This is a genomic window from Embleya sp. NPDC055664 (assembly GCF_053618075.1).
Genome location: NZ_JBSHGZ010000066.1, coordinates 1 through 22058, shown reverse-complemented (window position 1 = coordinate 22058; position 22058 = coordinate 1). Strand labels below are relative to the sequence as shown.

General features: G+C 71.5%; 11 protein-coding genes. 5 read left to right on the top strand and 6 right to left on the bottom strand.

Features of this window, described 5'->3' with window-relative positions; all coding sequences use genetic code 11:
* The coding region (locus ACWGR4_RS47045; protein ID WP_452134342.1) for a beta-ketoacyl synthase N-terminal-like domain-containing protein at window positions 1-902 on the bottom strand (902 nt) is incomplete at its 3' end.
* A 292-nt stretch (window positions 903-1194) separates the two neighbouring features.
* On the opposite strand from ACWGR4_RS47045, the gene ACWGR4_RS47040 reads away from it, so the two are divergent.
* The 4 genes from ACWGR4_RS47040 (at window position 1195) to ACWGR4_RS47025 (ending at window position 4829) form a co-directional block, all read left to right on the top strand.
* Window positions 1195-2406 carry a cytochrome P450 gene (locus tag ACWGR4_RS47040; RefSeq protein WP_380001869.1) on the top strand — a complete coding sequence of 404 codons (1212 nt, stop codon included), beginning with the start codon at window positions 1195-1197 and terminating at the stop codon, window positions 2404-2406.
* Window positions 2407-2477: 71 nt separating this feature from the next.
* Window positions 2478-2726 carry a ferredoxin gene (locus tag ACWGR4_RS47035; protein WP_380001871.1) on the top strand — a complete coding sequence of 83 codons (249 nt, stop codon included), beginning with the start codon at window positions 2478-2480 and terminating at the stop codon, window positions 2724-2726.
* Between the two features lie 62 nt (window positions 2727-2788).
* Window positions 2789-3955 carry a cytochrome P450 gene (locus ACWGR4_RS47030; RefSeq protein ID WP_452134039.1) on the top strand — a complete coding sequence of 389 codons (1167 nt, stop codon included), beginning with the start codon at window positions 2789-2791 and terminating at the stop codon, window positions 3953-3955.
* Window positions 3956-4109: 154 nt separating this feature from the next.
* A complete protein-coding gene (locus ACWGR4_RS47025; RefSeq protein ID WP_380001873.1) occupies window positions 4110-4829 on the top strand; it encodes an SDR family NAD(P)-dependent oxidoreductase in 720 nt (239 codons plus the stop codon).
* Window positions 4830-4923: 94 nt separating this feature from the next.
* Here ACWGR4_RS47025 and ACWGR4_RS47020 read toward each other — a convergent pair whose 3' ends face one another.
* From ACWGR4_RS47020 to ACWGR4_RS47000, 5 genes are all read right to left on the bottom strand, one after another.
* Window positions 4924-5796 carry a 2-oxo acid dehydrogenase subunit E2 gene (locus tag ACWGR4_RS47020; RefSeq protein WP_380001875.1) on the bottom strand — a complete coding sequence of 291 codons (873 nt, stop codon included), beginning with the start codon at window positions 5794-5796 and terminating at the stop codon, window positions 4924-4926.
* A gap of 82 nt (window positions 5797-5878) precedes the next feature.
* Window positions 5879-6907, bottom strand: coding sequence for a 3-oxoacyl-ACP synthase III family protein (locus ACWGR4_RS47015; protein ID WP_452130579.1), 1029 nt, complete (start codon window positions 6905-6907; stop codon window positions 5879-5881).
* A 1-nt stretch (window position 6908) separates the two neighbouring features.
* The gene (locus tag ACWGR4_RS47010; protein WP_380001879.1) at window positions 6909-7460 is read right to left on the bottom strand and encodes an allene oxide cyclase barrel-like domain-containing protein; all 552 of its coding nucleotides are present in this window, start codon (window positions 7458-7460) and stop codon (window positions 6909-6911) included.
* An 84-nt stretch (window positions 7461-7544) separates the two neighbouring features.
* The gene (locus ACWGR4_RS47005; protein WP_452130578.1) at window positions 7545-10490 is read right to left on the bottom strand and encodes an ATP-binding protein; all 2946 of its coding nucleotides are present in this window, start codon (window positions 10488-10490) and stop codon (window positions 7545-7547) included.
* A 369-nt stretch (window positions 10491-10859) separates the two neighbouring features.
* Window positions 10860-17585: an SDR family NAD(P)-dependent oxidoreductase gene (locus ACWGR4_RS47000; protein ID WP_452134341.1), complete on the bottom strand. Its 6726-nt coding sequence runs from the start codon at window positions 17583-17585 to the stop codon at window positions 10860-10862.
* A 418-nt stretch (window positions 17586-18003) separates the two neighbouring features.
* On the opposite strand from ACWGR4_RS47000, the gene ACWGR4_RS46995 reads away from it, so the two are divergent.
* On the top strand, window positions 18004-22058 hold a 4055-nt coding region (locus ACWGR4_RS46995; protein WP_452134340.1), incomplete at its 3' end, for a type I polyketide synthase.

The window sequence follows — 22058 nt, the reverse complement described above, 5'->3', positions numbered from 1 at the left end:
CTCGGCGCCGTCAAACCATTGCTGGCACCGTCCTGATTCACCGCCGAACCCCTGATCACCGCAAGCACGGTGTGACCGTTGTCGCGCGCCCGGCTCAGTGGTTCGAGCAGGACCAGGCCGACGCCCTCGGCGAGTGCGAAGCCGTCGGCGCCGGCGGCGAAGGGCTTGCAGCGGCCGTCCGGGGCCAGTCCGCGCTGGCGGCTGAACTCCAGGAACGGGTTCAGGCTGGGCAGGACCGTCGCGCCACCCGCGAGCGCGAGATCGCATTCGCCGTTGCGCAGCGCCTGGCAGGCCAGGTGCAGGGCGACCAGGGACGACGAGCAGGCGGTGTCGACGGTGACGGCCGGGCCCTCCAGGCCCAGTGCGTACGCGATTCGCCCGGACGCCACGCTCACGGTGTTCCCGGTCAGGAAGTAGCCCTCCCCGGCCCGGGTGACCGCGTCCCGGCCGGCGGGGACGTACTCCTGGGCGATCACCCCGGTGAAGACCCCGGTGTTGCCCCCGAACAGTGCGGTCGGGGCGATCCCGGCGTTTTCGAGGGTTTCCCACGCGGTCTCCAACAACAGGCGCTGCTGCGGGTCCATGGCCGTCGCCTCGCGCGGCGAGATCCCGAAGAAGCCCGCGTCGAAGTCGCCCGCGTCGTGCAGGAAACCGCTCTCTCTCACATAGGTGTGCCCGATGGCGTCCGGATCCGGGTCGTGGACCGAATCCAGGTCCCAGCCCCGGTCGTCGGGAAACGCCGAGATGGCGTCGACGCCGTCGCGAACCAGTCGCCACAGGTCCGAGGCATCGCGCACGCCGCCCGGAAGGCGACATCCCATCCCCACGATCGCGATCGGTTCCGACCGGCCGGCTTCGAGCTCGCGCAGCCGGTCGCGCGTCTCCTGGAGCTCGCCCGTCACCCGCCGCAGATAGTCGCGCAGCTTGTCTTCGTTCGCCATCCGGTATCAGCCTCAACAGGTGGGAGAGAACGTACGTTTCGCCGACCGGAGCAGCAGTCGGGCACCGTGCCGCTCAGCGTTCGCAGAGGTGCTTAGAGGGCGCTTAAAACGTCCTTAACATCCTCCGGCCTGCGGTTTCGCGGCGGATGGGGGCCGTGGGCCAAGGCCGTCGCCTTTAAGAAGGTGCTAAGGGGCGTTTAAGCGCGGACTCCGACACTGGCTGCTCATGACTTGCCGGTAAGGGAGTTGCATCGTGACAGAGACCGCCTCGGCACACCTGCCGACGTTTCCCATGCCGAGATCGTGTCCGTTCGACCTCTCGCCGCAGTACGCCGAGCTGAGGAGCGAACGGCCCATCACGCAGGTGCAATTGGCGAGCGGAAAAGCCGCCTGGCTGATCACCCGGCATCAGGACGTGCGCAGACTCTTCCTGGACCCCAATCTCAGTGCCAACGGCGCGCATCCCGAATTCCCGGCACTGGCTCCGCGCAAGCAGTCCTTCGACGAGCAGTCGAAGGGTTTCCTGCCGTGGATGGACCAGCCGGAGCACACCACGTACCGGCGGATGGTGATCAACGAGTTCACGGTGCGTCGGATCGCCCGCATGCGCCCGCGCATCCAGGAGATCGTGGACGACTGCGTCAGTGCGATGCTCGCCGGACCGCGGCCGGTGGACCTGGTCCAGGCACTGTCGCTGCCCGTGCCGTCACTGACCATATGTGACCTGCTCGGCGTCCCGTATGAGGACCTGGACCACATCCAGCGGCATGCGATGATCATGGTCAGTCGTATCCACACCGCCCAGGAACGCGCCGCCGCGCTGCGGGAACTGCGCACCTATCTCGGTGAGTTGTTGCTGATCAAGGGCAAGCAGCCGCAGGACGACATGCTCAGTCGGCTGGTGGTCAAGCACCGGGACGAGGGCCGCGACGACCACGGGCACCTGACCGGGCTCGCACTGCTGATCCTGGTCGGCGGCTACGAGAGCACGGCGAGCACGATCTCGCTGGGTACCGTGGCGCTCCTGGAACACCCGGACCAGGTGGCCGCGTTGCTCGCCGACCCCACACTGGCACCGCGTGCGGTGGAGGAACTGCTGCGCTACTTCAGCGTCGCGGACAACGTCACCAGCCGGATCGCGATCGCCGACATCGAGATCGGCGGAGTGACCATCCGCGCGGGCGAGGGCGTGCTGCTGTCGAACGCGGCGGCCAATCGGGATCCGAGCGTGTTCGCGCATCCCGAGGTGCTGGACATCCACCAGGACACCCGCACACATGTGGCGTTCGGATACGGCATCCACCAGTGCCTCGGGCAGAACCTGGCCCGGTTGGAACTGGAGATCGTCTTTCGCACGCTCTTCGGCCGGATCCCGGGACTACGGACGGCCGTGCCCGTGACGGAACTGCCGTTCAAGAACGACGCGATCATGTTCGGCGTGCACGAAGTACCGGTGACCTGGTGACCCGGTCCCCGGCCGCGGGGCACCGGGACGGCCCCGAGCGCCCGAGCGCGACCGAGCGGAAGTGGAGCGCGATGAGTGTGGAAGTGGACCGCGACGCCTGCGTGGGTGCCGGACAGTGTGTGCTCGCGGCACCGGATGTTTTCGATCAGGGGGACGAGGACGGCCTGTCGTTCGTGCTTCCCGGCGCGTCGGAGCCCGAGAACCTGCGGGCCGTCCGGGACGCGGTGTTGCGCTGTCCGGCCCGAGCGATCACGCTCACCACCGCGCCCGCACCGGAGCCGTCCATCCCCGACGCACCCCCGAACGGAGCCGCCACGTGAGCGACAACGACGTCACCATCGAAACCGGCGACCCCCGAGTGGCGGATCTGCTCGCCTACCCGATGCCGCGCGCCTGCCCCTTCGGTGCGCCGAAGGAGTACGCGGAGCTGCGCGAGCGCGAACCCATCACCCGGGTTCGGCTGCCCACCGGCCGGTGGGCCTGGCTGGTCACCGCGCACGACGCGGTACGCCGACTGTTCACCGACCCCAACCTCAGCGCCAACCGCGTGCATCCCGGCTTCCCCGCGCTGCTGGCGGGGCAGGGCGGGATCAACCCGGCGGGCTTTCTGCCGTGGATGGACCCGCCGGAGCACACCACGTATCGACGCATGGTGATCAGCGAGTTCACCGTCCGGCGGGTACAGCGCCTGCGACCGCGGATCGAGGAGATCGTCACGACGCACGTGGACGGGCTGCTCGCGGGCCCCCGCCCGGTCGACCTGGTCCAAGCGCTGTCCCTGCCCGTTCCCTCGCTGGTGATCTGTGACCTGCTGGGAGTGCCGTACGCGGACCGGGAGTTCTTCCAGACCCGGGCCCGGATCATGGTCGATCGTAATGCCGGCGGCCCCGAGCGGCTCGGCTCGATGACCGAACTGCGGACGTTCCTGAGCGACTTGGTGGTAACCAAGCAGAACGAACCGACCGACGACGTGCTCAGCCGGCTCGCGGTGAAGTATCGCGAGGCCGGGGTCGAGGACAACGAACACCTGGCCGGGATGGCGCTGTTGATCCTGGTCGCCGGCCACGAGACCACGGCGAACATGATCTCGCTCGCGGTCACCTATTTGTTGGAGCACCCGGACCGGCTCGCCGAACTGCGGGGCGATCCGACGCTGATCCCCGACGCGGTGGAGGAGTTCCTGCGCTACTTCAGCATCTCCGACCACTCCACGAACCGGGTGGCGCTCGCCGACATCGAGATCGACGGCGTGACCATTCGGGCCGGAGAGGGTGTACTGCTGTCCAACGGCGCGGCCAACCGGGACGCGAAGGTCTTCGACGACCCGGACGAGTTCGATGCGCACCGCGACGCCCGACCGCACCTGGCCTTCGGATACGGCATCCACCAGTGCCTGGGACAGAACCTGGCCCGACTGGAGTTGGAGATCGTGCTCGGCACCCTCCTCGAACGCATCCCGGATCTGCGACTGGCCGTGCCGTTGGCGGAACTGCCGTTCAAGAACGACACGATCATGTACGGGATCCACGAAGTCCCGGTGACCTGGTGACCTGGTGACCCGGTAGCCAGGTGGCGACCCGGTGCCCCGGTGCGCGTTCGGCGCCGGTGATTCCCGTGTACGCCCTACCCCCGTACCCCCATGTTTCCCGTTCCCGAGCCGTCGGCATCGGCGCGCTCGGCTCGGCAGAGAGGTTCCCACACCAATGTCCAAGACCATCGCCATTTTCGGGGCGGGGAGCGGCCTGGGACTCGCCGTGGCCCGGCGCTTCGGAGCCGAGGGATATCGAGTCGCACTCGTCGCCCGACGCAAGGAACGGCTGGAGGAGTTGCGTGCCGCGTTGGCGAACGAGGGCGTGGAGGCGCACACCTTCACGGCCGACCTCGCCGACCACACCCGGCTCGGCGCGACCGTTGACGAGATCGGCTCCGCGCTCGGCGGCATCGACGTGATCGAGTACAGCCCGGCGGGCATCACCGAACAGCCGGTCGCCACGCTGGACCTGGACCTGGACAACCTCCAACCACAGCTGGACGTGCGCCTGCTCGCGCCGATCGTGCTCGTGCGGCACGTACTACCCGCCATGATCGAACGTGGCGAGGGCGGGCTGCTGTTCGGTCTCGGCTCGGTCGGCAGTCAGCCGGTGTCCTTCATGAGCAACGTCGGCATCGCCTTCGCCGGACTGCGCAACTACATCTACACGCTCAACAGTTCCCTCGCGGACAAGGGTGTGTACGCCGGCGCGTTGACCATCGGCGCGCTGATCGAAAAGAGCGAGGCCCAGGAGAAGTTCGACGCCAAGACCGCGTTCACGTCCGCGCAGGGCGTCGTGCGCGTGTGGCCCGAGGATCTGGCGGATCGGTTCTGGGACATGTACGCCAAACGGGACCGGGTCGAGGAGGTCGTCGGCGGATTCGAGGGGTAGGGCGCATACCGCATACGACGACGTCGCCGCCGGTGGGATCTCCCGCCGGCGGCGACGTCGTCGCGTCGAATCCCTCGAACCGGGTCGGTTCGGGTCAGCCCGTGCCCCGCGCCAGGACGGACGGGTCGGTGTCGACGGGGGAGGGGGCCTCCCGCGCGACCGCGTCGAGGAGTCGGTCCTCGGCGGATTCGGACCGTGTCTCGCCCTCCCCGACGGATGCGAGCGTTTCGAGGTTGTCCTTGATGTCGGTCAGGACGTCGGCCGCCTCCGCCCCGTCGATCACCCGGTGGTCGAACGCGAGGCTCAGGCGCATCACCGGGCGGACCACCACCCGCTCGTCGCGCACCACCGCCACGTCGCGCACCTGTCCCACGCCCAGGGTGATCGTGGTGCCGCCCACCGAGTGGAAGCCGTGCACGGGGCGGTGACCGAGCGAGGTGATCGCGACGGTGCCGAACGACTCCGCCCGGCGCGCCAGCGGGCGGGTCGCGAGCCGAAACGCCAAGCGCCCCAACGGCATCGGCAGCCGATGCAGCAGGCGCACCTTGGCGAACTCCGGCATCTGCGCCGGATCCCCGTCCCGGAACGGCCGCAGCCGGTCCTGGATTTCGTCGATACCGGCGGTGTCCACGCGCGGAACGACCGTCGCGAGCACCACCCTTCGTCCGTTCAGCACCCGGTCCAGGGTGATCTTGGCGTCGACCGTGGGGTAGTGCGCCACCCTCGGCCGCAGCCGACCGCGGATGGCGGCGTTGGCGTCGGGATGCGCGGCCAGGGCGCGGCCGGCGGCCAGGGCCACATAGGACACCAGCGAGTACGAGTGCCCCGCCTCGCGGCGACCGGCGCGGTGTTCGCGCACACGGGACATGTCGACGTCGGTGTCCAGGAACACCGGGGCGAAGCCCCGGGTCTGCTCCAGGAAGTACAGGGTGTGGCGGCGCTCCCGGGGCACCGGAGTGCTTCGCACGAGGGGCTCCTTACGCTGTCGCGAGGTCGGGTCCCGGCCGCGGACCCCATGACGGGATCACGGGCCGGGTCGATGGCGGTGCTCAGACGGTCTCGACGGCGAAACCGCCCTTGATCCACTTGCTGGACTCCACCGAGATGCCGAGCAGGCGCTGACCGGGGATCGCCCGTTCGAAGGCGCTCTCCAATTGGAAGAACGGGGTGGCGTTGCCGTTGTTGCCGATCTCGCGCACCCGGCTGATCTCGTACGCACCGGGCAGCGCCAGCAGATCCACGATCTTCGTGGTCATCCGCCCGGACAACTGCGGCGGCAACAGGTAGTCGATCTCGTCGCGTTGCCACCCGGTGTCGTCCAGGAGCTCGTCCAGGATCTCGGCGGACATCAGCGGCACCCGCTCCTCGATCGCCTTGTAGTCCTCGATCGCGGGCGGCCGATCCGAGCCCCGATCCCCCGGGCCGTACCAGTCCAGCGTCTGCCCGGGTTCGCGGTCCAGGCCGGTGAGCCTGGTGAACAACTGGCGGATCACCGACGCGCCGGGAGCCGACGTGCGGTCCAGGACCGCCGCGCCGGCACCGTCGCCGAACAGTACGTAGTGCACCAGTTGGTCGGGCGGCAGCGTCGCGAAATCCAGGTCGAAGTCGTAGAACTTGGCCGACACGTCGCCACCCAGGACCAGGGCGTTGCGATACTCGCCGCCCGCCAGCAACTGCTGCGCCAGGCTCAGCGCCTGGAACGCGCCGCAGCAGCCCGACTGGATCTGGTACGTGGGCACGCCGTTGATCCGCAACCTGTCGGCGACCACGTTCGCCGTCGTGGGCATCAACAGGTCCGGTGAGGCGGTGGCCAGGACCAGCAGGTCCACGTCCTCGGCGGCCCGCCCCGCGCCCTCCAGGGCACGTCGGCCGGCCGTCTCGCACAGGTCCGCCAACGAGTGCGCGGGCTTGGCCGTGTCCAGGTCGATCGACAGGTGCCGGCTCCTGGTGCCGATGAACGTCTCGACCCACTGCTCCCACTGCCCGCCCATGCGCAACCGCCGCCCCAGGGTGGCGTTGTCGATCGCCGGACCCGGCAGCGCGGTGCCGATCGACCGGATGTGGACGTCGCCGTCCACGTCAGCCGCACAGCCGGATGACCACGGCCGCCCGCTCGCTGGGCACCGGGGGATTGGACAGCGGCGGAATCAGGTGCCAGCGGCGGTATCCGCGCTTGCCCGCGAAGGAGCCGCCGGTGCCGATCGCCTTGAGGTGCAGCCACTCGCCCGCGATCATCCCGTCCCGGTCGATGCCGGTGGCCGAGTCCCGGAAGGTGCCCTGCGGCAGATGCACGGCCTCGTGGTACTCGCTGATCAGGTGGCCGTCCGAGGGCCGGCGGCCGGTGATCGTGACGAACCCGACCGCGTCGCCGATGATGTTGTCCTGCTTGTCGTAGATCACGTCGTAGTAGGTGGCGGTGTCACCGATCTGCTGCATGGGCGGGTTCGCCGAGCCGACCGTGCTGTACTTGACCGTCTGCTCGGTGACTCCGCCGACTTCCACACATCGATTGCCCCGCTTGTCGCCGTCCGCCGCGAACGCGTCGGACGCCATCACCGTCGCAGTGGTGGTCACGCACAGCGCGACCAGCGCCGCACTGCGGGCGCGGGACCATTTCGTCGGGTGCGCCATGATCTTCCCCTTCGCTCGTCCGGCCGGGACGTCGAGGGGGCACCGCACGGTGCGCGGGCGCGGTCCCGGCCGTCGCTGCGATGTTCAGGGGCCGCACTTAGACAGACCTAAAGCCGAGCTTGGCGGAGCCGGTCCGCTCTGCAGTCCGGTGACCAGATGGGCCAGTTCGGCGCGCGAACTCAGGTCGAGCTTGCGGTAGATGTGGGCCAGGTGGGCGTCCACGGTGCGCGGGCTCAGCCGCAACACCTGGGCGATCTCACGGGTACGCATGCCCGTTCCCGCGAGATCGGCGATCTCGCGCTCGCGATTGGTCAGTACGGACAGCGCCGTCGCGGCGCCCGGCTCGGTCGACCCCTTGGCCCAAGCCAGCGCGGCCAGACGCTCCTCGGCCCGGCGATACAGCGTGTCCGCGCCGGATCGGCGGGCCAGTTCGCGGGCGAGGACCAGCAGTTTCGTCGCGTCGTCGACCCGGCCGGCCACGGCCTCGCACTCGGCGGCGTCCAGCAGCGCCGTGGTCCGCGGCAGCGTCAGGTCGGCCGCCGCCAGTCGGTCGGCGGCGTGCTGGTACAGGTCCGAGGCGGTGTCCGGGTCGTCGGCGAACCGGGCCACCTCGGCCTCGGCGAGCAACGCCTCCGCGTGCTGGAACGACAGTTCCGACTCGCGCACCGCGTCCCGGGCCCGCTTCGCCCACAATGCCGCGTCGGGATCGCCCGCCGCGATCGTGGCGACGGTGAGTATCCGATGACACATCGGTCGAAGCATCGCGGGCAGGTTGAGCAGGTCGGGCCCGCGTCCGACGTCGAGGATCAGCATCCGGCTGCGCCGGGGATCGGCCACCACCGTGGCGCGGGCCAGGGCCAGGGCCGCACTGACCCGCCACAGGCTGCCCGGTTGGAGTGCGGCGACCGCCTGCTCCGCGAGCTGTCGGCCGGTGTCGTGCGCGCCGTTCCAGGACGTCTGCAGGGCCTTGAGGGCCAGCGTGAGGCCGCGGACCTCGTCGGAGTCGATGCGCTCGGCGATCGCGTACGCCTCGTCGATGATCGGCTCGGCTCCCGCCGTCGGCCCCACGAACAGGCAGATGTGGCACAGGCCGTCGATCATGATCGGCAGGAGGTACACCTGGCCGGTGGCGTACGCGATGCCCAGTCCGCGCAGCATGTGCCGCTGGGCGTCGGTGAACCGGCCGAGGAAGATCTCGGCCCAGGCCAGCAGCGGCAACACCTCCAGACCGTCGACCAGCGCGTCGTTCGGGATCTGATCCAGCCGGGTCGCGCACCGGTCGATCATCCGGGCTCCGGCGGCCCGGTCCCCGGCGATCACCTCGTAGAGCCCGTACAGCGCCAGGGCACTGCCCTCGAGATCCCCGTCGGGGCCGCTGCCGGCGGACCGCAGGGTGGTGCGCAACTCCTCCGAGGAGGGCCACATGCCGCTGCCCACCACGCCCATGACGGTGCGCAGGACGAACAGGATGCCGGTCGCCGAGCGTGGTTGCGGCAGCGCCGCGATCTCGGAGGTCAACGATGCCCACGCCTGGGTGTGGTTGCCGAGGAACAGGTCGATCATCGTGCGCTGCTTGATCAGCCGCACGCGGTCCTCGACACCCTCGCCCGATCGGATCGCGAGCGCCGCCTCCAAGAGTGCGCGACTCTCCGCGGGCCTGCCCTCCAGGAACAGAGCGTGCGCCGTCTTCGCCAACACCGTGGTGCGTTGGTCCCGAACCCCCGGGTCGCGGTCGATCAGCGAACCGGCGAGGCGCAACCACTGGCCGGCCTGGCGAGGCGCGGAGCGCATCACCTCGTCCGCGGCCCGTACGAGTGTCGCGACCGCGTCGCGCGCGTCCTCGCCGGTGAAGGAGTGCTCGATGTGCGGGGCCCGCGCGGCGGCCGGCGCATCGCGCTCGACCAGTACGGCCAGCGCGTTGCGGTGCAGGCGCAGCCGCCGACAGGCATCGCTTTCGGTGTAGGCGAGCCGGCGCAGTATCGGATGGCGGAAGGAGTACTGCACGCCGGCGTCGACCACGCGCAGCAGATCGCGACGGACCAGACGGTCGGTGGCGGCGCAGACCTGACGCATGTCGAGTTCGGCCACCGCCGCCACCGCCACGAGGTCGAAGCGTTCGGCGAAGACGGCCGCCGCGTGCAGCACCTGCGCCTCGACGCCGGACAACCCGGAGATCTCGGCCAACAGGTGGGCGGCGTACTGGTTTTGCAGATCGTCGACGTGGCCGGCCGGGATGGGCGACGGAGGATGTGCCGTCGGGCCGTGCGTACCGCGGTCGCCGCAGTGTGCCGCGGCGAGCAGATACAGCGGGTTGCCCTCCGATTCCCGGCACAGGTCGCGCAATCGCGGATCCTCCACGCCCATGCCGAGGAGTTCGGCGCACTGCTCCCGGGTGAGGGCGGGCAGGGCGATGCGTTCCACCGTGCCCTGCACGAGGCCGTGGGCGAGCGACTCGCGCAGTTGCGGCGGGGCCTGGCGGGGGCGATCGGCCATCACCACGAGCAGCGGAACGTCGAGTGGCGAGGAGATCAACTGGTCGATCAACGCGAGCGATTGCGGGTCCGCCCAGTGCATGTCGTCGAGAATGATCACCAGGCCGTCGTGGGTGACGTGTCGCAGCAGCAGGCGCAGCCGATGGGAACCGACCTGGGCGGGCCCCGCATCGGGGTCGGCGGCATCGAGGTGGGTGGGCGCGTGCAGCACGCGGCGCAGCGAGGCCGCGGTGTGCGTGGGAAGGTGGTCCAGACGTTGCGAGACCAGCTCGCTGTGCAGGGCCGCCACCACGACGTGGAAGGCGTTGTTCTGCCCGTAGGCGGTGCCTCGGGCGTGCAGCACGGGAATGTCCCGTTCGTGTGCCTCGGCGGCGAACTCCGCCAGAAGTCTGCTCTTGCCGCTGCCGATTCCGCCGGCGACTTCGATCACCATGCCCCGTTGTCGTGGTAATCGATCGAGCGAGGTGACGAGTCGTTGTATCTCGTGTCGACGAACGGTCCCGGCATTCGGACGCAATGGAGATTTCGTGGAACTCACCCCGTATGTCCTGCAATCGAGTACCGCGATGCGGTACTTGGTGCGTGAAAGCCGACTCGGGATGATGTCGTCGGTGCGACCGGCGCGGGATGGCGGCGGATCCGGCGGACGATGCACGGCCCGACGCCAAGCGTGCCCCACGGTTCCGTCTTCGGGTGTCCGTCTGCGAACCCGTACCCGTCACCCGGGACCGTCCTGCGCGTTGTTCCCCCTCGTCGACCAGCGTTCCCCTACTGGGGGAATGTGGACGACGCAAGTATAGATCAGCGGCGCGCGGATGAGCCATGTGCGTCGGGCCCGATACGTCCTCGGCGCCGCACCGGCCCGGTGCCGACGGGGAACGCGGCACCGATCCGGCGCGGGGAGCGCTCAGCCGAGGCCGAGTTCGTTGTCGATGAGATCGAAGATCTCGTCGTCGCTCGCTCGGGCGAGATGTGCGGACGCGGCGGGTTCGCCGATGCCCGCGGGTCGCCGTGCCGGCGTCGACAGCGCAGCCAGCAGTTCGCGCAGCCGCTCCGCCAGCCGATCCGCGTCCGGCTGCGTCACCGCGGCGTCCGCCACGGCGAGTTCGACCCGGTGCAGTTCGGCGAACAGCGACGTCAACGCGACCGCCGGCGCGGCCGATTCGGCCCGCACGGCCAGGGCCTCCTCCAGATGCCGGGCCAGCGCGGAGGGCGTGGCGTGATCGAAGACGAGGGAGACGGGCAATCGAAGCCCGGTGTCGACGTTGAGCCGATTGCGCAACTCGACCGCGGACAGCGAGTCGAAGCCCAACTCCTTGAACGAGCGTTTCCCGTTGATCGCCCCCGCCGACGAGTGTCCCAGGACGGTGGCGACATGGCCGCTCACCACGTCCTTCAACAACTGCCGCCGAGCGCTCGGGCGCAGCGGCGCGAGCCGTTCGGCGAGTGTCCGCGCCCCGGCGGTCGGGGTCTCCGTGACCGCAGCACGCGAGGGCTCGACGGCGGTCAACGCGGCGAAGAGGGGCGTGGATTCCCCGGCTCGGGCGCGGGCCCGCAGCGCGGGCAGGTTCAGCCCGACCGCGACGGGCGCGGCGTGCCGCTGTTCGAGCGCCGCGTCGAACAGGGCCAGACCCTGCTCGACGGACAACGGCACGATGCCGCCCCGGGACAGGCGGGCCAGCGCGGTGTCGTCGAGACGGCCGGTCATCGCGCTCTGTGCGCCCCACAGTCCCCACGCGAGGGAGATGCCGGGCAGGCCGAGCGCCTGGCGGTGGTGCGCGAGAGTGTCCAGGAAGGTGTTCGCGGCGGCGTAGTTGCCCTGTCCCGGGTTGCCGAGCACGCCCGCCGCCGAGGAGTACAGCACGAACGCGGCCAGGTCGAGTCGGCGGGTCAGCCGGTGCAGGTGCCACGCGCCGTCGACCTTGGGCCGCAGCACCGCGTCGATCCGCGCGGGCGTGAGCGCGTCCACCGTCGCGTCGTCCAGGACGCCGGCGGTGTGCACCACCGCGGTCAACGGATGCTCGGGCGGTATCCCGTCCAGGAGTCGGGCCACCGCGTCGAAGTCGGCGACGTCGCACGCGGACAGGCGCACCTCCGCGCCGAGCGAGGCCAATTCGGCGAGCAGTTCGCCCGCCCCCGCGGCCTGCCCGCCGCGGCGGCTCGCCAACACCAGGCGGCGTACGCCGTGCCGGGTGACCAGGTGGCGGGCCAGCAGCCGGGCCAGGGTGCCGGTGGCGCCGGTGATCAGTACGGTCCCCTCCGGGTCGAGCCCGGACGGCAGGGTCAGCAGCGTCTTGCCGATGTGGCGGGCCTGGGACAGGAAGCGCAGCGCCTCGGGGGCGTGGGCGATGTCCCAGGCGGTGATCGGCAGCGGTGCCAGTCGTCCGCTTTCGAACAACTCGACCAGGATGGTCAACATCTCCTGGATACGTTCCGGTGCGACCCGGTTCAGGTCGTAGGCGGTGTAGGTCACCCCGGGATGCGCCGAGGCGACCAGCAGCGGGTCACGGATGTCCGTCTTGCCCATCTCCAAGAAGCGCCCGCCCGGCGACAGCAGCCGCAACGAGGCGTCGACGAATTCCCCGGACAGCGAATTGAGCACGACGTCCACGCCGCGCCCGCCGGTCGCGTGCGCGAAGGTGTGTTCGAAGGCCGGCGTCCGAGAGCCCGCGATGCGCTCGTCGGGCAGGCCCTGGGCGCGCAGCGCGTCCCACTTGCCGGGACCGGCGGTGCCGTAGACCTCCAGGCCCAGATGCCGGGCCAGTTGCAGCGCGGCCATGCCGACCCCACCCGCGGCCGAGTGCACCAACACCGATTCGCCCGGCCGGACCCCGGCCAGGTCGACCAGGCCGTGATAGGCGGTCAGGAAGACCACCGGCACCACCGCGGCCCGCCCGAACGACCACCCCTCGGGCATCCGGGAGAGCAGCCGGTGGTCGGTGACCGCGACCGGACCCAGGCCGCCCTCGGGGAACAGACCCATCACCCGATCCCCGGGAGCCACCGTGGTCACCCCGGGGCCGACCTCGGCCACCACGCCCGCGCCCTCGCCGCCGATCCGCGCCTCGTCGCCCGGATACATGCCGAGCCCGATCAGCACGTCCCGGAAATTCAGCCCACCGGCCCGCATGGTCACCCGCACCCGACCGGGCCCCAGGGGCTCGGCGAGTTGCGGTGCGTCCACCAGGGCCAGGTTGGCCAGGGTGCCGTTGTCGGTGGTGGCCAGGTGCCAGGCCGGTGAATTCGACGGGGGAGTCAGCACGTCGGGCACGGTGTCCGCGCGCACCAGCCGGGGAACGTACGTGGTGCCCTGGCGCAGCGCGGCCTCCGGCTCGTCGCCGGCCACGATCGCCCGCAGCGCCGGGTCCGGCTCCCGGTCCCGAGACGGCGCGGCCGTCGGGTCCGCGGGCGCCGCGGCGGGCAGGCGGTCCACGTCGAGCAGGGCGAATCGGCCCGGATTCTCGGTACGGGCCGAACGCAGCAGGCCCCATGCCGCAGCGCCGGCCAGATCGCGGATCTCCGGCCCCGGGGCGGTGCCCACCGCGCCGCGGGTGACGGCGACCAGGCAGGCGCGGGCGAATCGGTCGTCGCCGGCCCAGTCGCGGGCGAGTTCGGCGGCGCGGTGCACCGCGGTGCGCACCGCGTCCGGCGTGCTTGCGTCGTCGTCCACCCGGGCGTCGGGACGGCCCACGGTGACCAGAACCCGATCGGGTACGGGCAGGCCCGCCTCGATACTCGCGCCGAGCGCGGCCAGATCCGGATACACCGGCACCGCCGGCCCCCCGGGCGTGCGCACGGCGGCGGCCAGCGCCAGCGGGTCCGGCCCGACGACCGCGCACGCGCTCGCGCGGCCTTCGGTGTCCGAGCCCGCCGGTGTCCAACGCACCACGTGCAGGGCACCGGCGGACGCGGGCCGCGCGGCCGCCAGTCGGGACACCGGCACCTGCCGGGTGGTGAGCGTGTCCACCGCGGCCACGGGGGCGCCGGTCGGGTCGGTCAGCACGATGGTGGTGGTGTCCTCGGTGGTCCGGGTCAGCGTGACCCGGACCTCGCTCGCGCCGCTCGCGTACAGCCGGATCCCCGCCCAGTGGAAGGGCAGCGCGACCTGGGCCGAGCCGTCGCCGCCGCTTTCGGCCCGGACCATCGCCAGCGGGTGCAGCGCGGCGTCGAACAGCGCCGGATGCAGCGTGTGCCCGCCCGCCGGGATGCCGTGCGGCAGTCGGACCTCGGCGTACAGGTCGTTGCCCGCCCGCCACAGCGCGCCCAGTCCGCGAAAGGCCGGGCCGTAGTGGTAGCCGCGCTCGGCCAGACCGTCGTAGACACCGCTCAGGTCCACCTCGCTCGCACCGGGCGGCGGCCAGGGGCCGGCCACCGAGTGGGGCGCCACCGGATCCGGTGCGATCAGGTTCGCGGTGGCGTGCCGGGTCCACACCGCGTCGGCCCCGGCCGCGTCCGCGCGCGTGTGCACCTCCACCGCGCGCCGCCCGGTGTCGTCGGGGGCACTCGCCGTGAGCCGCAGGGCGACGGAGCCCTCCTCGGGCAGGATCAGCGGTGCCTCGACGGTGAGTTCGTCCACGCCCGAGCAGCCGACGTGCGCGCCCGCGTGCAGGATCAGGTCCAGGAAACCGGTCGCCGGCAACAGCGTGGCGCCGACCACCTGGTGGTCGCCCAGCCACGGCGTCGCGGCCACCGACAGCCGCCCGGTCCACAGCAGCGCGCCGTCGGCCAGATCGATCACGGTGTCCAGCAGCGGACTCCCGGCCGCGGCGAGCCCGAGCGAGGCGACATCGCCCGCGCCACGCACCGGTTCGAGCCAGTAGCGCTCGCGCTGGAACGGATAGCCGGGCAACCCCGACAGGTCCGGCGACTCCCGCACGTCGGGCAACCCGGGCGGCGACGTGGGCCCACCCGCCGGCAGCAACACCTCCCAGTCCACGGCCCGTCCGTGCGCGTGCAGCGTGCCCAGCGCACCGAGCAGGGTATGCGCCTCGCCGTGCCGCGCGCGCAACGTGGACGCGAACACCGGCTCCCCCGGCGCCTGTTCCAGGCACTGCCGGGCGAGCGCGGTCAACACCGGCTCCGGCCCCAGTTCCAGGTAGCCCGTGATCCCGAAGTCGGCCAGCGCCCGGACCCCGTCCACGAAGCGCACCGGACTGACGATGTGCCGCACCCAGTAGCGCGGATCGCTCAACTCGCCGGGCTCGGCGACCCGTCCGGTGACATCGGAGATCACCGGCAGCGACGGCTCGTGATAGGTCAACTCCTCCGCAACCTTGGCGAAGTCGGCCAGGATCGGCGCCATGTGCGGGGAGTGGAAGGCATGATCGACCTTCAACCGCGACGTCCGCCGGCCCGCCGCGAAGAAGTGGCCCGCGACACGCTCCACCGCGTCCACGTCACCGGAGACCACGGTGGACGCCGGGCCGTTCAGCGCGGCGATCGCGATCCTGTCCTCGTGTCCCGCCAGGAGCGGGCGCACCTCCTCCTCCGACGCCTCGACGGCGACCATCGCGCCACCCGCCGGTGCCGACTGCATCAACGCTCCTCGGGCCGCCACCAGCACACACGCATCCCGCAGATCCAGCACGCCCGCCACATGCGCCGCGGCCAACTCCCCGATCGAATGGCCCAAAACCGCGTCCGGCCCGACCCCGAAGCGCGCGGTCAGCCGGAACAGCGCGACCTGCACGGCGAACAGGCCCGCCTGGGTGAACACCGTACGATCCAACAACCCCGCCTCGGAGCTGCCCTCGGGAGCGAACAACACCTGCTTGAGCGGCAACGGCAGCAACGGGTCCAGGAACGCGCACACCTCGTCCAGCGCCCGAGCGAACACCGGGAATTCGGCATACAGTTCGCGCCCCGCGCCGAGCCGTTGGCTGCCTTGACCGGTGAACAGGAACGCGATGCGCGGAGCCGGCGCCGCGACGCCGCGCACCACCCGCGGCGACGGCTCGTCCCGAGCCAGCGCCGACAACGCGCCCGAGAACTCCGCAGGGCACGTGCCAAGCAGCACCGCGCGGTGTTCGAACACGGTCCGGGAGGTGTGCAGCACGCGGCCCAGCCGCACCGGATCCGACTCGGGATGCTCGGCCAGGAACCGCCGCAGCTCCTCGGCGGATTGCCGCAACGCCGCCGGCGTCCGAGCGGACAGCGGCCACGGCACCACGCCACCGCCACCGCCGGGCGCTTCCTCGTCGGTGGGCGCGACCTCCGGGTCGGCCGGCGCGTCGGCCGCATCGCCGACCGGCGGCTCCTCGATGATCGCGTGCGCGTTGGTCCCGCTGATGCCGAACGCGGACACACCCGCGCGCCGGGGCCGCGTCGGCGTGTACTCCCAGGGCTGCTCGCGGCTCAACAGCCGCACCGTGCCCTCGTCCCAGTCCACATGCGGAGTGGGTTCCTCGGCGTGCAGCGTGCGCGGCAGCAGGCCGTGCCGCAGCGCCAACACCATCTTGATCACCGCGCCGACCCCGGCCGCCGCCTGGGTGTGCCCGATGTTCGACTTCAGCGAGCCCAGCCACAACGGACGATCCGCCGGGCGCCGCGCGCCGTACACGTCGATCAGCGCCCGGGCCTCGATCGGATCGCCGAGCCTGGTCCCGGTACCGTGCGCCTCCACCGCGTCCACGTCCTCGGTGCCCAGGCCCGCGTCCGCCAGCGCCCGTCGGATCACCCGCTCCTGCGAGGGGCCGTTGGGCGCGGTCAACTGCGCGCTGGCGCCGTCCTGGTTGACCGAAGTACCGCGAACCACCGCCAGCACCCGATGGCCGTTGCGTCGCGCCTGCGACAACCGCTCCACGAGCAGCAGGCCGACCCCCTCGCTCCAGCCCGTGCCGTTCGCGTCCGCCGAGAAGGCCCGGCAACGTCCGTCGGGGGACAGGCCGCCCTGGCGGCTGAACTCCACGAAGGTGTGCGGTGTCGACATCACCGTGGCCCCGCCCACGAGCGCGAGCGCGCACTCGCCCCGGCGCAGTGCCTGAACCCCCAGGTGCAGCGCCACCAGCGACGACGAGCACGCGGTGTCCACCGTCACCGCCGGGCCCTCCAGGCCGAACGTGTAGGCGATCCGGCCGGTCGCCACACTGCCCAGGCTGCCATTCGCGAGGTATCCCTCGTACTCCCGCGGAGCGGGCCGAAGCCGCGCGCCGTAGTCGTTGTACATGATCCCGGCGAACACCCCCGTGTCGCTCCCGCGCAACGACTCCGGCACGATCCCCGCGTCCTCGAACACCCGCCACGCGGTTTCCAGGAGCAACCGCTGCTGGGGATCCACCGTCATCGCCTCACGGGGACCCATGCCGAAGAACTCCGCGTCGAAATCGGCCGCGTTGTAGAGGAAACCGCCGTTGCGGGTGGACGACTTGCCCACCGCCGCCGGATCCGGATCGTGCAGGTCCGCCACGTCCCAGCCCCGGTCCGCGGGGAACTCGCCGATGCTCTCGCCGCCTTCGGCCAGCAGCCGCCACAACTGTTCGGGCGAGTCGACGCCGCCCGGATAGCGACAGGCCATACCGATGATCGCGATCGGCTCGTGCTGCCGCTCCTCGACCTCCTCCAACCGGCGGCGGGTCCGACGCAGGTCCGCCGTCGCCCGCTTGAGGTAGTCACGGAACCTGTCCTCGTTGTTCACCACGGAAGGAAAACCTTTCGAACGGCCGGGGGCGAAAGCGCGGTCCGAACGGGCCGAACCCCCACGGTTCGGGTACCGGCTTAAACCACGCTTAACCCTCGCTGTGCCTCCCGCCGTGCCCTTCGGCGCGCCGTCCGCGCGCGAAAATCCGGGACCACCAGCGGATTTAGCCCGGACAAAGGTCGTCCTAAGCCCCGCCGAACACCCTGGCCCGACTCCCCGGCACGGGTGTGTCGCGGTCCGGACGCCCCCCGGCGACCGGAGTCGGCGCGGGTCGCCCGACAGGACCCGCCCCGCCGGTCGGAGCCCGCCGCGGGCGCGGGCGACACCGCCCCGCGACGACCCGGGCGCCGGCCGCGCCCACCGTCGGACCGGTGCCCAGTGACCGGTTCCACCGAGCACAGTGTGAGGACGCCCCATGGCGAACGACATGCATTCCGCCGGCACCGACACCCACACCCGCCCGGCGGTGGCCGGCGAGGGCCCGATCGCGGTGGTCGGACTGGCGTGTCGATTCCCGGGTGCCCCGAACCCGCGATCGTTCTGGGAACTCCTGCGCGACGGCGTGAGCGCCATCGGCGACGCCCCCGAGGCACGCCCGCACCCGGCCGGGCCACCCGATCGGGGCGGCGCCGCGACGGGCGCGATCCGGGCGCGGCAGGCCGGATACCTCGAAGACGTGGAGACCTTCGACGCTCGCTTCTTCGGCATCTCGCCCCGCGAGGCGGCGGCGATGGATCCGCAACAGCGGCTGATCCTGGAACTGGCCTGGGAAGCGCTGGAACACGCGGGCCGGATCCCGGACCGGATCCGAGGCAGCCGCACCGGGGTGTTCATCGGCGCGATCCTCGACGACTACGCCACCGTGGTGCACCGCCTCGGACCGGCCGCGATCGGCGCACACACCTCCACCGGGTTGCACCGCAGCATCATCGCCAACCGCGTCTCCTACACGCTCGACCTGCACGGCCCCAGCCTGGTGGTCGACTCGGGGCAGTCGTCCGCACTGGTCGCGGTGCACCAGGCGTGCGAAAGCCTGCGCAAGGGCGAGTCGTCGATGGCGCTCGCGGGCGGGGTCAACCTCATCCTCGCGCCGGAGAGCACCCTCGCGGTGGACCGCTTCGGCGGCCTTTCCCCGGACGACCGCTCCTACACCTTCGACGCCCGGGCCAACGGCTACGTCCGCGGCGAAGGCGGCGGCGTCGTCGTCCTCAAGCGCCTCGCCGACGCCACCGCCGACGGCGACGACGTGCTGTGCGTCATCCTCGGCGGAGCCGTCGGCAACGACGGCGCGGGCCCCGGCCTGACCGTGCCCGGCAGCGCCGGCCAGGAAGAGGTGATCCGACTCGCCCACACCCGAGCCGGCACCAACCCCGCCGACGTCGACTACGTCGAACTGCACGGCACCGGTACGGCCGTCGGCGACCCCGTCGAGGCGGCGGCCCTCGGCGCGGTCTTCGCCGCGACCCGCGACCCCGCCCGCCCCCTGCTCGTCGGTTCGGCCAAGACCAACGTCGGGCACCTCGAAGGCGCCGCGGGAATCGTCGGCCTGATCAAGACCACACTCGCCCTGCACCACGGACGCATCCCCGCGAGTCTGAACTTCCGCACCCCCAACCCGGACATCCCCCTCGATCGGCTGGGCCTGAGGGTCCAGACCGAAATCACCGACTGGCCCCAAACATCCGGGCCCCGCCTGGCCGGCGTGTCGTCGTTCGGCATGGGCGGTACCAACTGCCACCTCGTGCTGGCCGGTGCTCCCGAACCCGTCGCCCGCGCCCCCCGCACCCGGCCGGCGCGGCCGCGGCTGCTCGCGTGGTCGCTGTCCGCCCGCACCGCCGCCGCACTGCGCGGACAGGCGGCCCGGCTCGCCGAATTCGTCGAGGCGAACCCGGACGTCGACCCCGCGGACGTGGCGCACTCCCTGCTGGAAACCCGCACCGCGTTCGAGCAGCGGGCGGTCGCCGTCGGTACCACCCGCGACGAACTCCTCCGCGGCCTGACCACCCTCGCGGCCGGCCGCACCGGCGCCGGAGCGGTACGCGGCACCGGTGTCGGAACCGGTTCGACGGCCTTCCTGTTCACCGGTCAGGGCAGCCAACGGGTCGGCGCCGGACGCGAACTGTACGCCGCCTTCCCGGTGTTCGCCGACGCGCTCGACGAGATCTGCGCACGGCTCGACCCGCACGTGGATGTGCCGCTGCGCGAGGTCATGTTCGGGGAAGGAAACTCCGAACTGCTCGACCGGACCGCCTATACCCAGCCCGCGCTGTTCGCCTTGGAGATCGCGCTGTTCCGGCTCGCGGTGTCCTTCGGGCTGCGCCCCGGGTACCTGATCGGGCACTCGGTGGGGGAGTTGGCCGCCGCGCACGCGGCCGGCGTGCTGACCCTGGACGACGCGTGCCTTCTCGTCGCGACCCGGGGCCGGCTCATGCAGCGCGCCCGCGAGGGCGGTGCGATGCTCGCGATCAACGCGAACGAGCAGACGGTGCTGGCGGCGCTCCGGGATCACCCGCACACCCTCGGCCTGGCGGCGGTCAATGGCCCCGAGGCGGTCGTCGTCTCGGGCGACGCGGACGCCGCAGAGGAACTCGCCGGTCGATTCCGCGAAGCGGGCGTCAGGACCAAACGACTGGCGGTCCGGCACGCGTTCCACTCGCACCACATGGACGATCTGTCCGCCGAGTTCCGCGAGGTCGCCGCGAGCATCGCCTATCACGAGCCGACCATCCCGGTGGTCTCGAACGTCACCGGCCGACTCGCGGACGCCGAACTGCTGCGCTCGCCCGACTACTGGACACGGCACGTTCGCGAGCCGGTGCGTTTCCACGACGGTCTGCGCACGCTGCGCGAACTGGGCGTCGCCATCTTCGTCGAACTCGGCCCGGACCCGGTGCTGACGGGCCTGGCGAAGGACACGTTCGCCTCGGACGGCGCCGGTGAGTTGCTGATCGGCATCCTCGCCGCACGGCAGCGCGAATTGCTCGCCTTCGGTCGCGCCGTCGCCCGTGTACACGGCGCGGGCGTCCCTGTGGACTGGAGCCCACTGCTGGGCGGCGAGCCGGTCCGGCGGGTGGAACTGCCCACGTACGCCTTCCAACGCAGGCGCCACTGGGTGGGCGGGCCGGTGCCCGCGGCTGCGGCTGCGGTTGCGGTTGCGGTTGCGACGCCGGGGCCGGGCGCGGACGGGGCCGCGGTTGTGCCGGGCGGAGCCTTCGGCCCCGTCGACGCGGTCGATCCGGTCGATCCCGAACAGGACCATGGTGACGAGGCGGAGGAGAGCGGTGCCCGGGGCGAGTGGGTGCGTCGGCTACGCCCCCTCGACGACAAACGGCGCCGGGCGCTCGTCGTCGAGCTGGTATGCGCGCACTCGGCCGAGGTGCTGGAATACGACGCGGGCGAGTCCGTCGAGCCGGACCTGTCCTTCAAGGAGCACGGTCACAACTCGCTGACCTCCGTCGAACTGCGCGATCGGCTGGGCACCGAGACCGGTCTTTCGCTGCCCGCCTCACTCGTCTACGACCACCCGACCCCCGTGGCCATGGCCCGCTACCTGGTCGACGCATTGCTCGGCGACCCGTCGTCGCAGGCCGGCCCCGAACACGTGGCCGGCGGCGGGACGGGCGGTGCCGACGAGCCGATCGCGATCATCGCGATGGCCTGCCGATTCCCCGGCGGCGCCGACTCGCCCGCGCGCCTGTGGGAACTGGTGGCCGCCGGCGTCGACGCGATCGGGGACCTACCCGACAACCGGGGCTGGGACCTGCGCGATCTCTACGATCCGGAACCCGGCCGGACCGGCAGGACCTACACCCGGCAGGGCGGTTTCCTGCACGACGCGGGCGACTTCGACGCGGGCTTCTTCGGGATCTCGCCGCGCGAGGCGGCGGCGATGGACCCGCAGCAGCGCCTGCTCCTGGAGACCGCGTGGGAATCGGTCGAACGGGCCGGCATCACCCCCGACTCGCTGCGCGGCAGCCGTACCGGGGTCTTCGTCGGCGCGACCGCCCAGGACTACGGCCCGAGGCTGCACGAACCCGCCCGGGGGCACGAGGGCCACCTGCTCACCGGCACGACCACGAGTGTGGCGTCGGGGCGGGTCGCGTACACGTTGGGTCTGGAGGGTCCGGCGATCACGGTCGACACCGCCTGCTCGTCGTCGCTGGTGGCGATCCACCTCGCGAGCCAGGCACTGCGCAACGGCGAATGCGACCTCGCGCTCGCGGGCGGCGCGACCGTGATGGCGACACCCGGCATGTTCATCGAGTTCAGCCGCCAGCAGGGCCTGTCGACGGACGGCCGCTGCAAGGCATTCGCCGGCGCCGCCGACGGCACCGGCTGGGCCGAGGGCGTCGGCATGCTCGCGCTCGAACGACTCTCGGACGCCCAACGGAACGGTCATACCGTGCTTGCGGTGATCAGGGGTTCGGCGGTGAATCAGGACGGTGCCAGCAATGGTTTGACGGCGCCGAA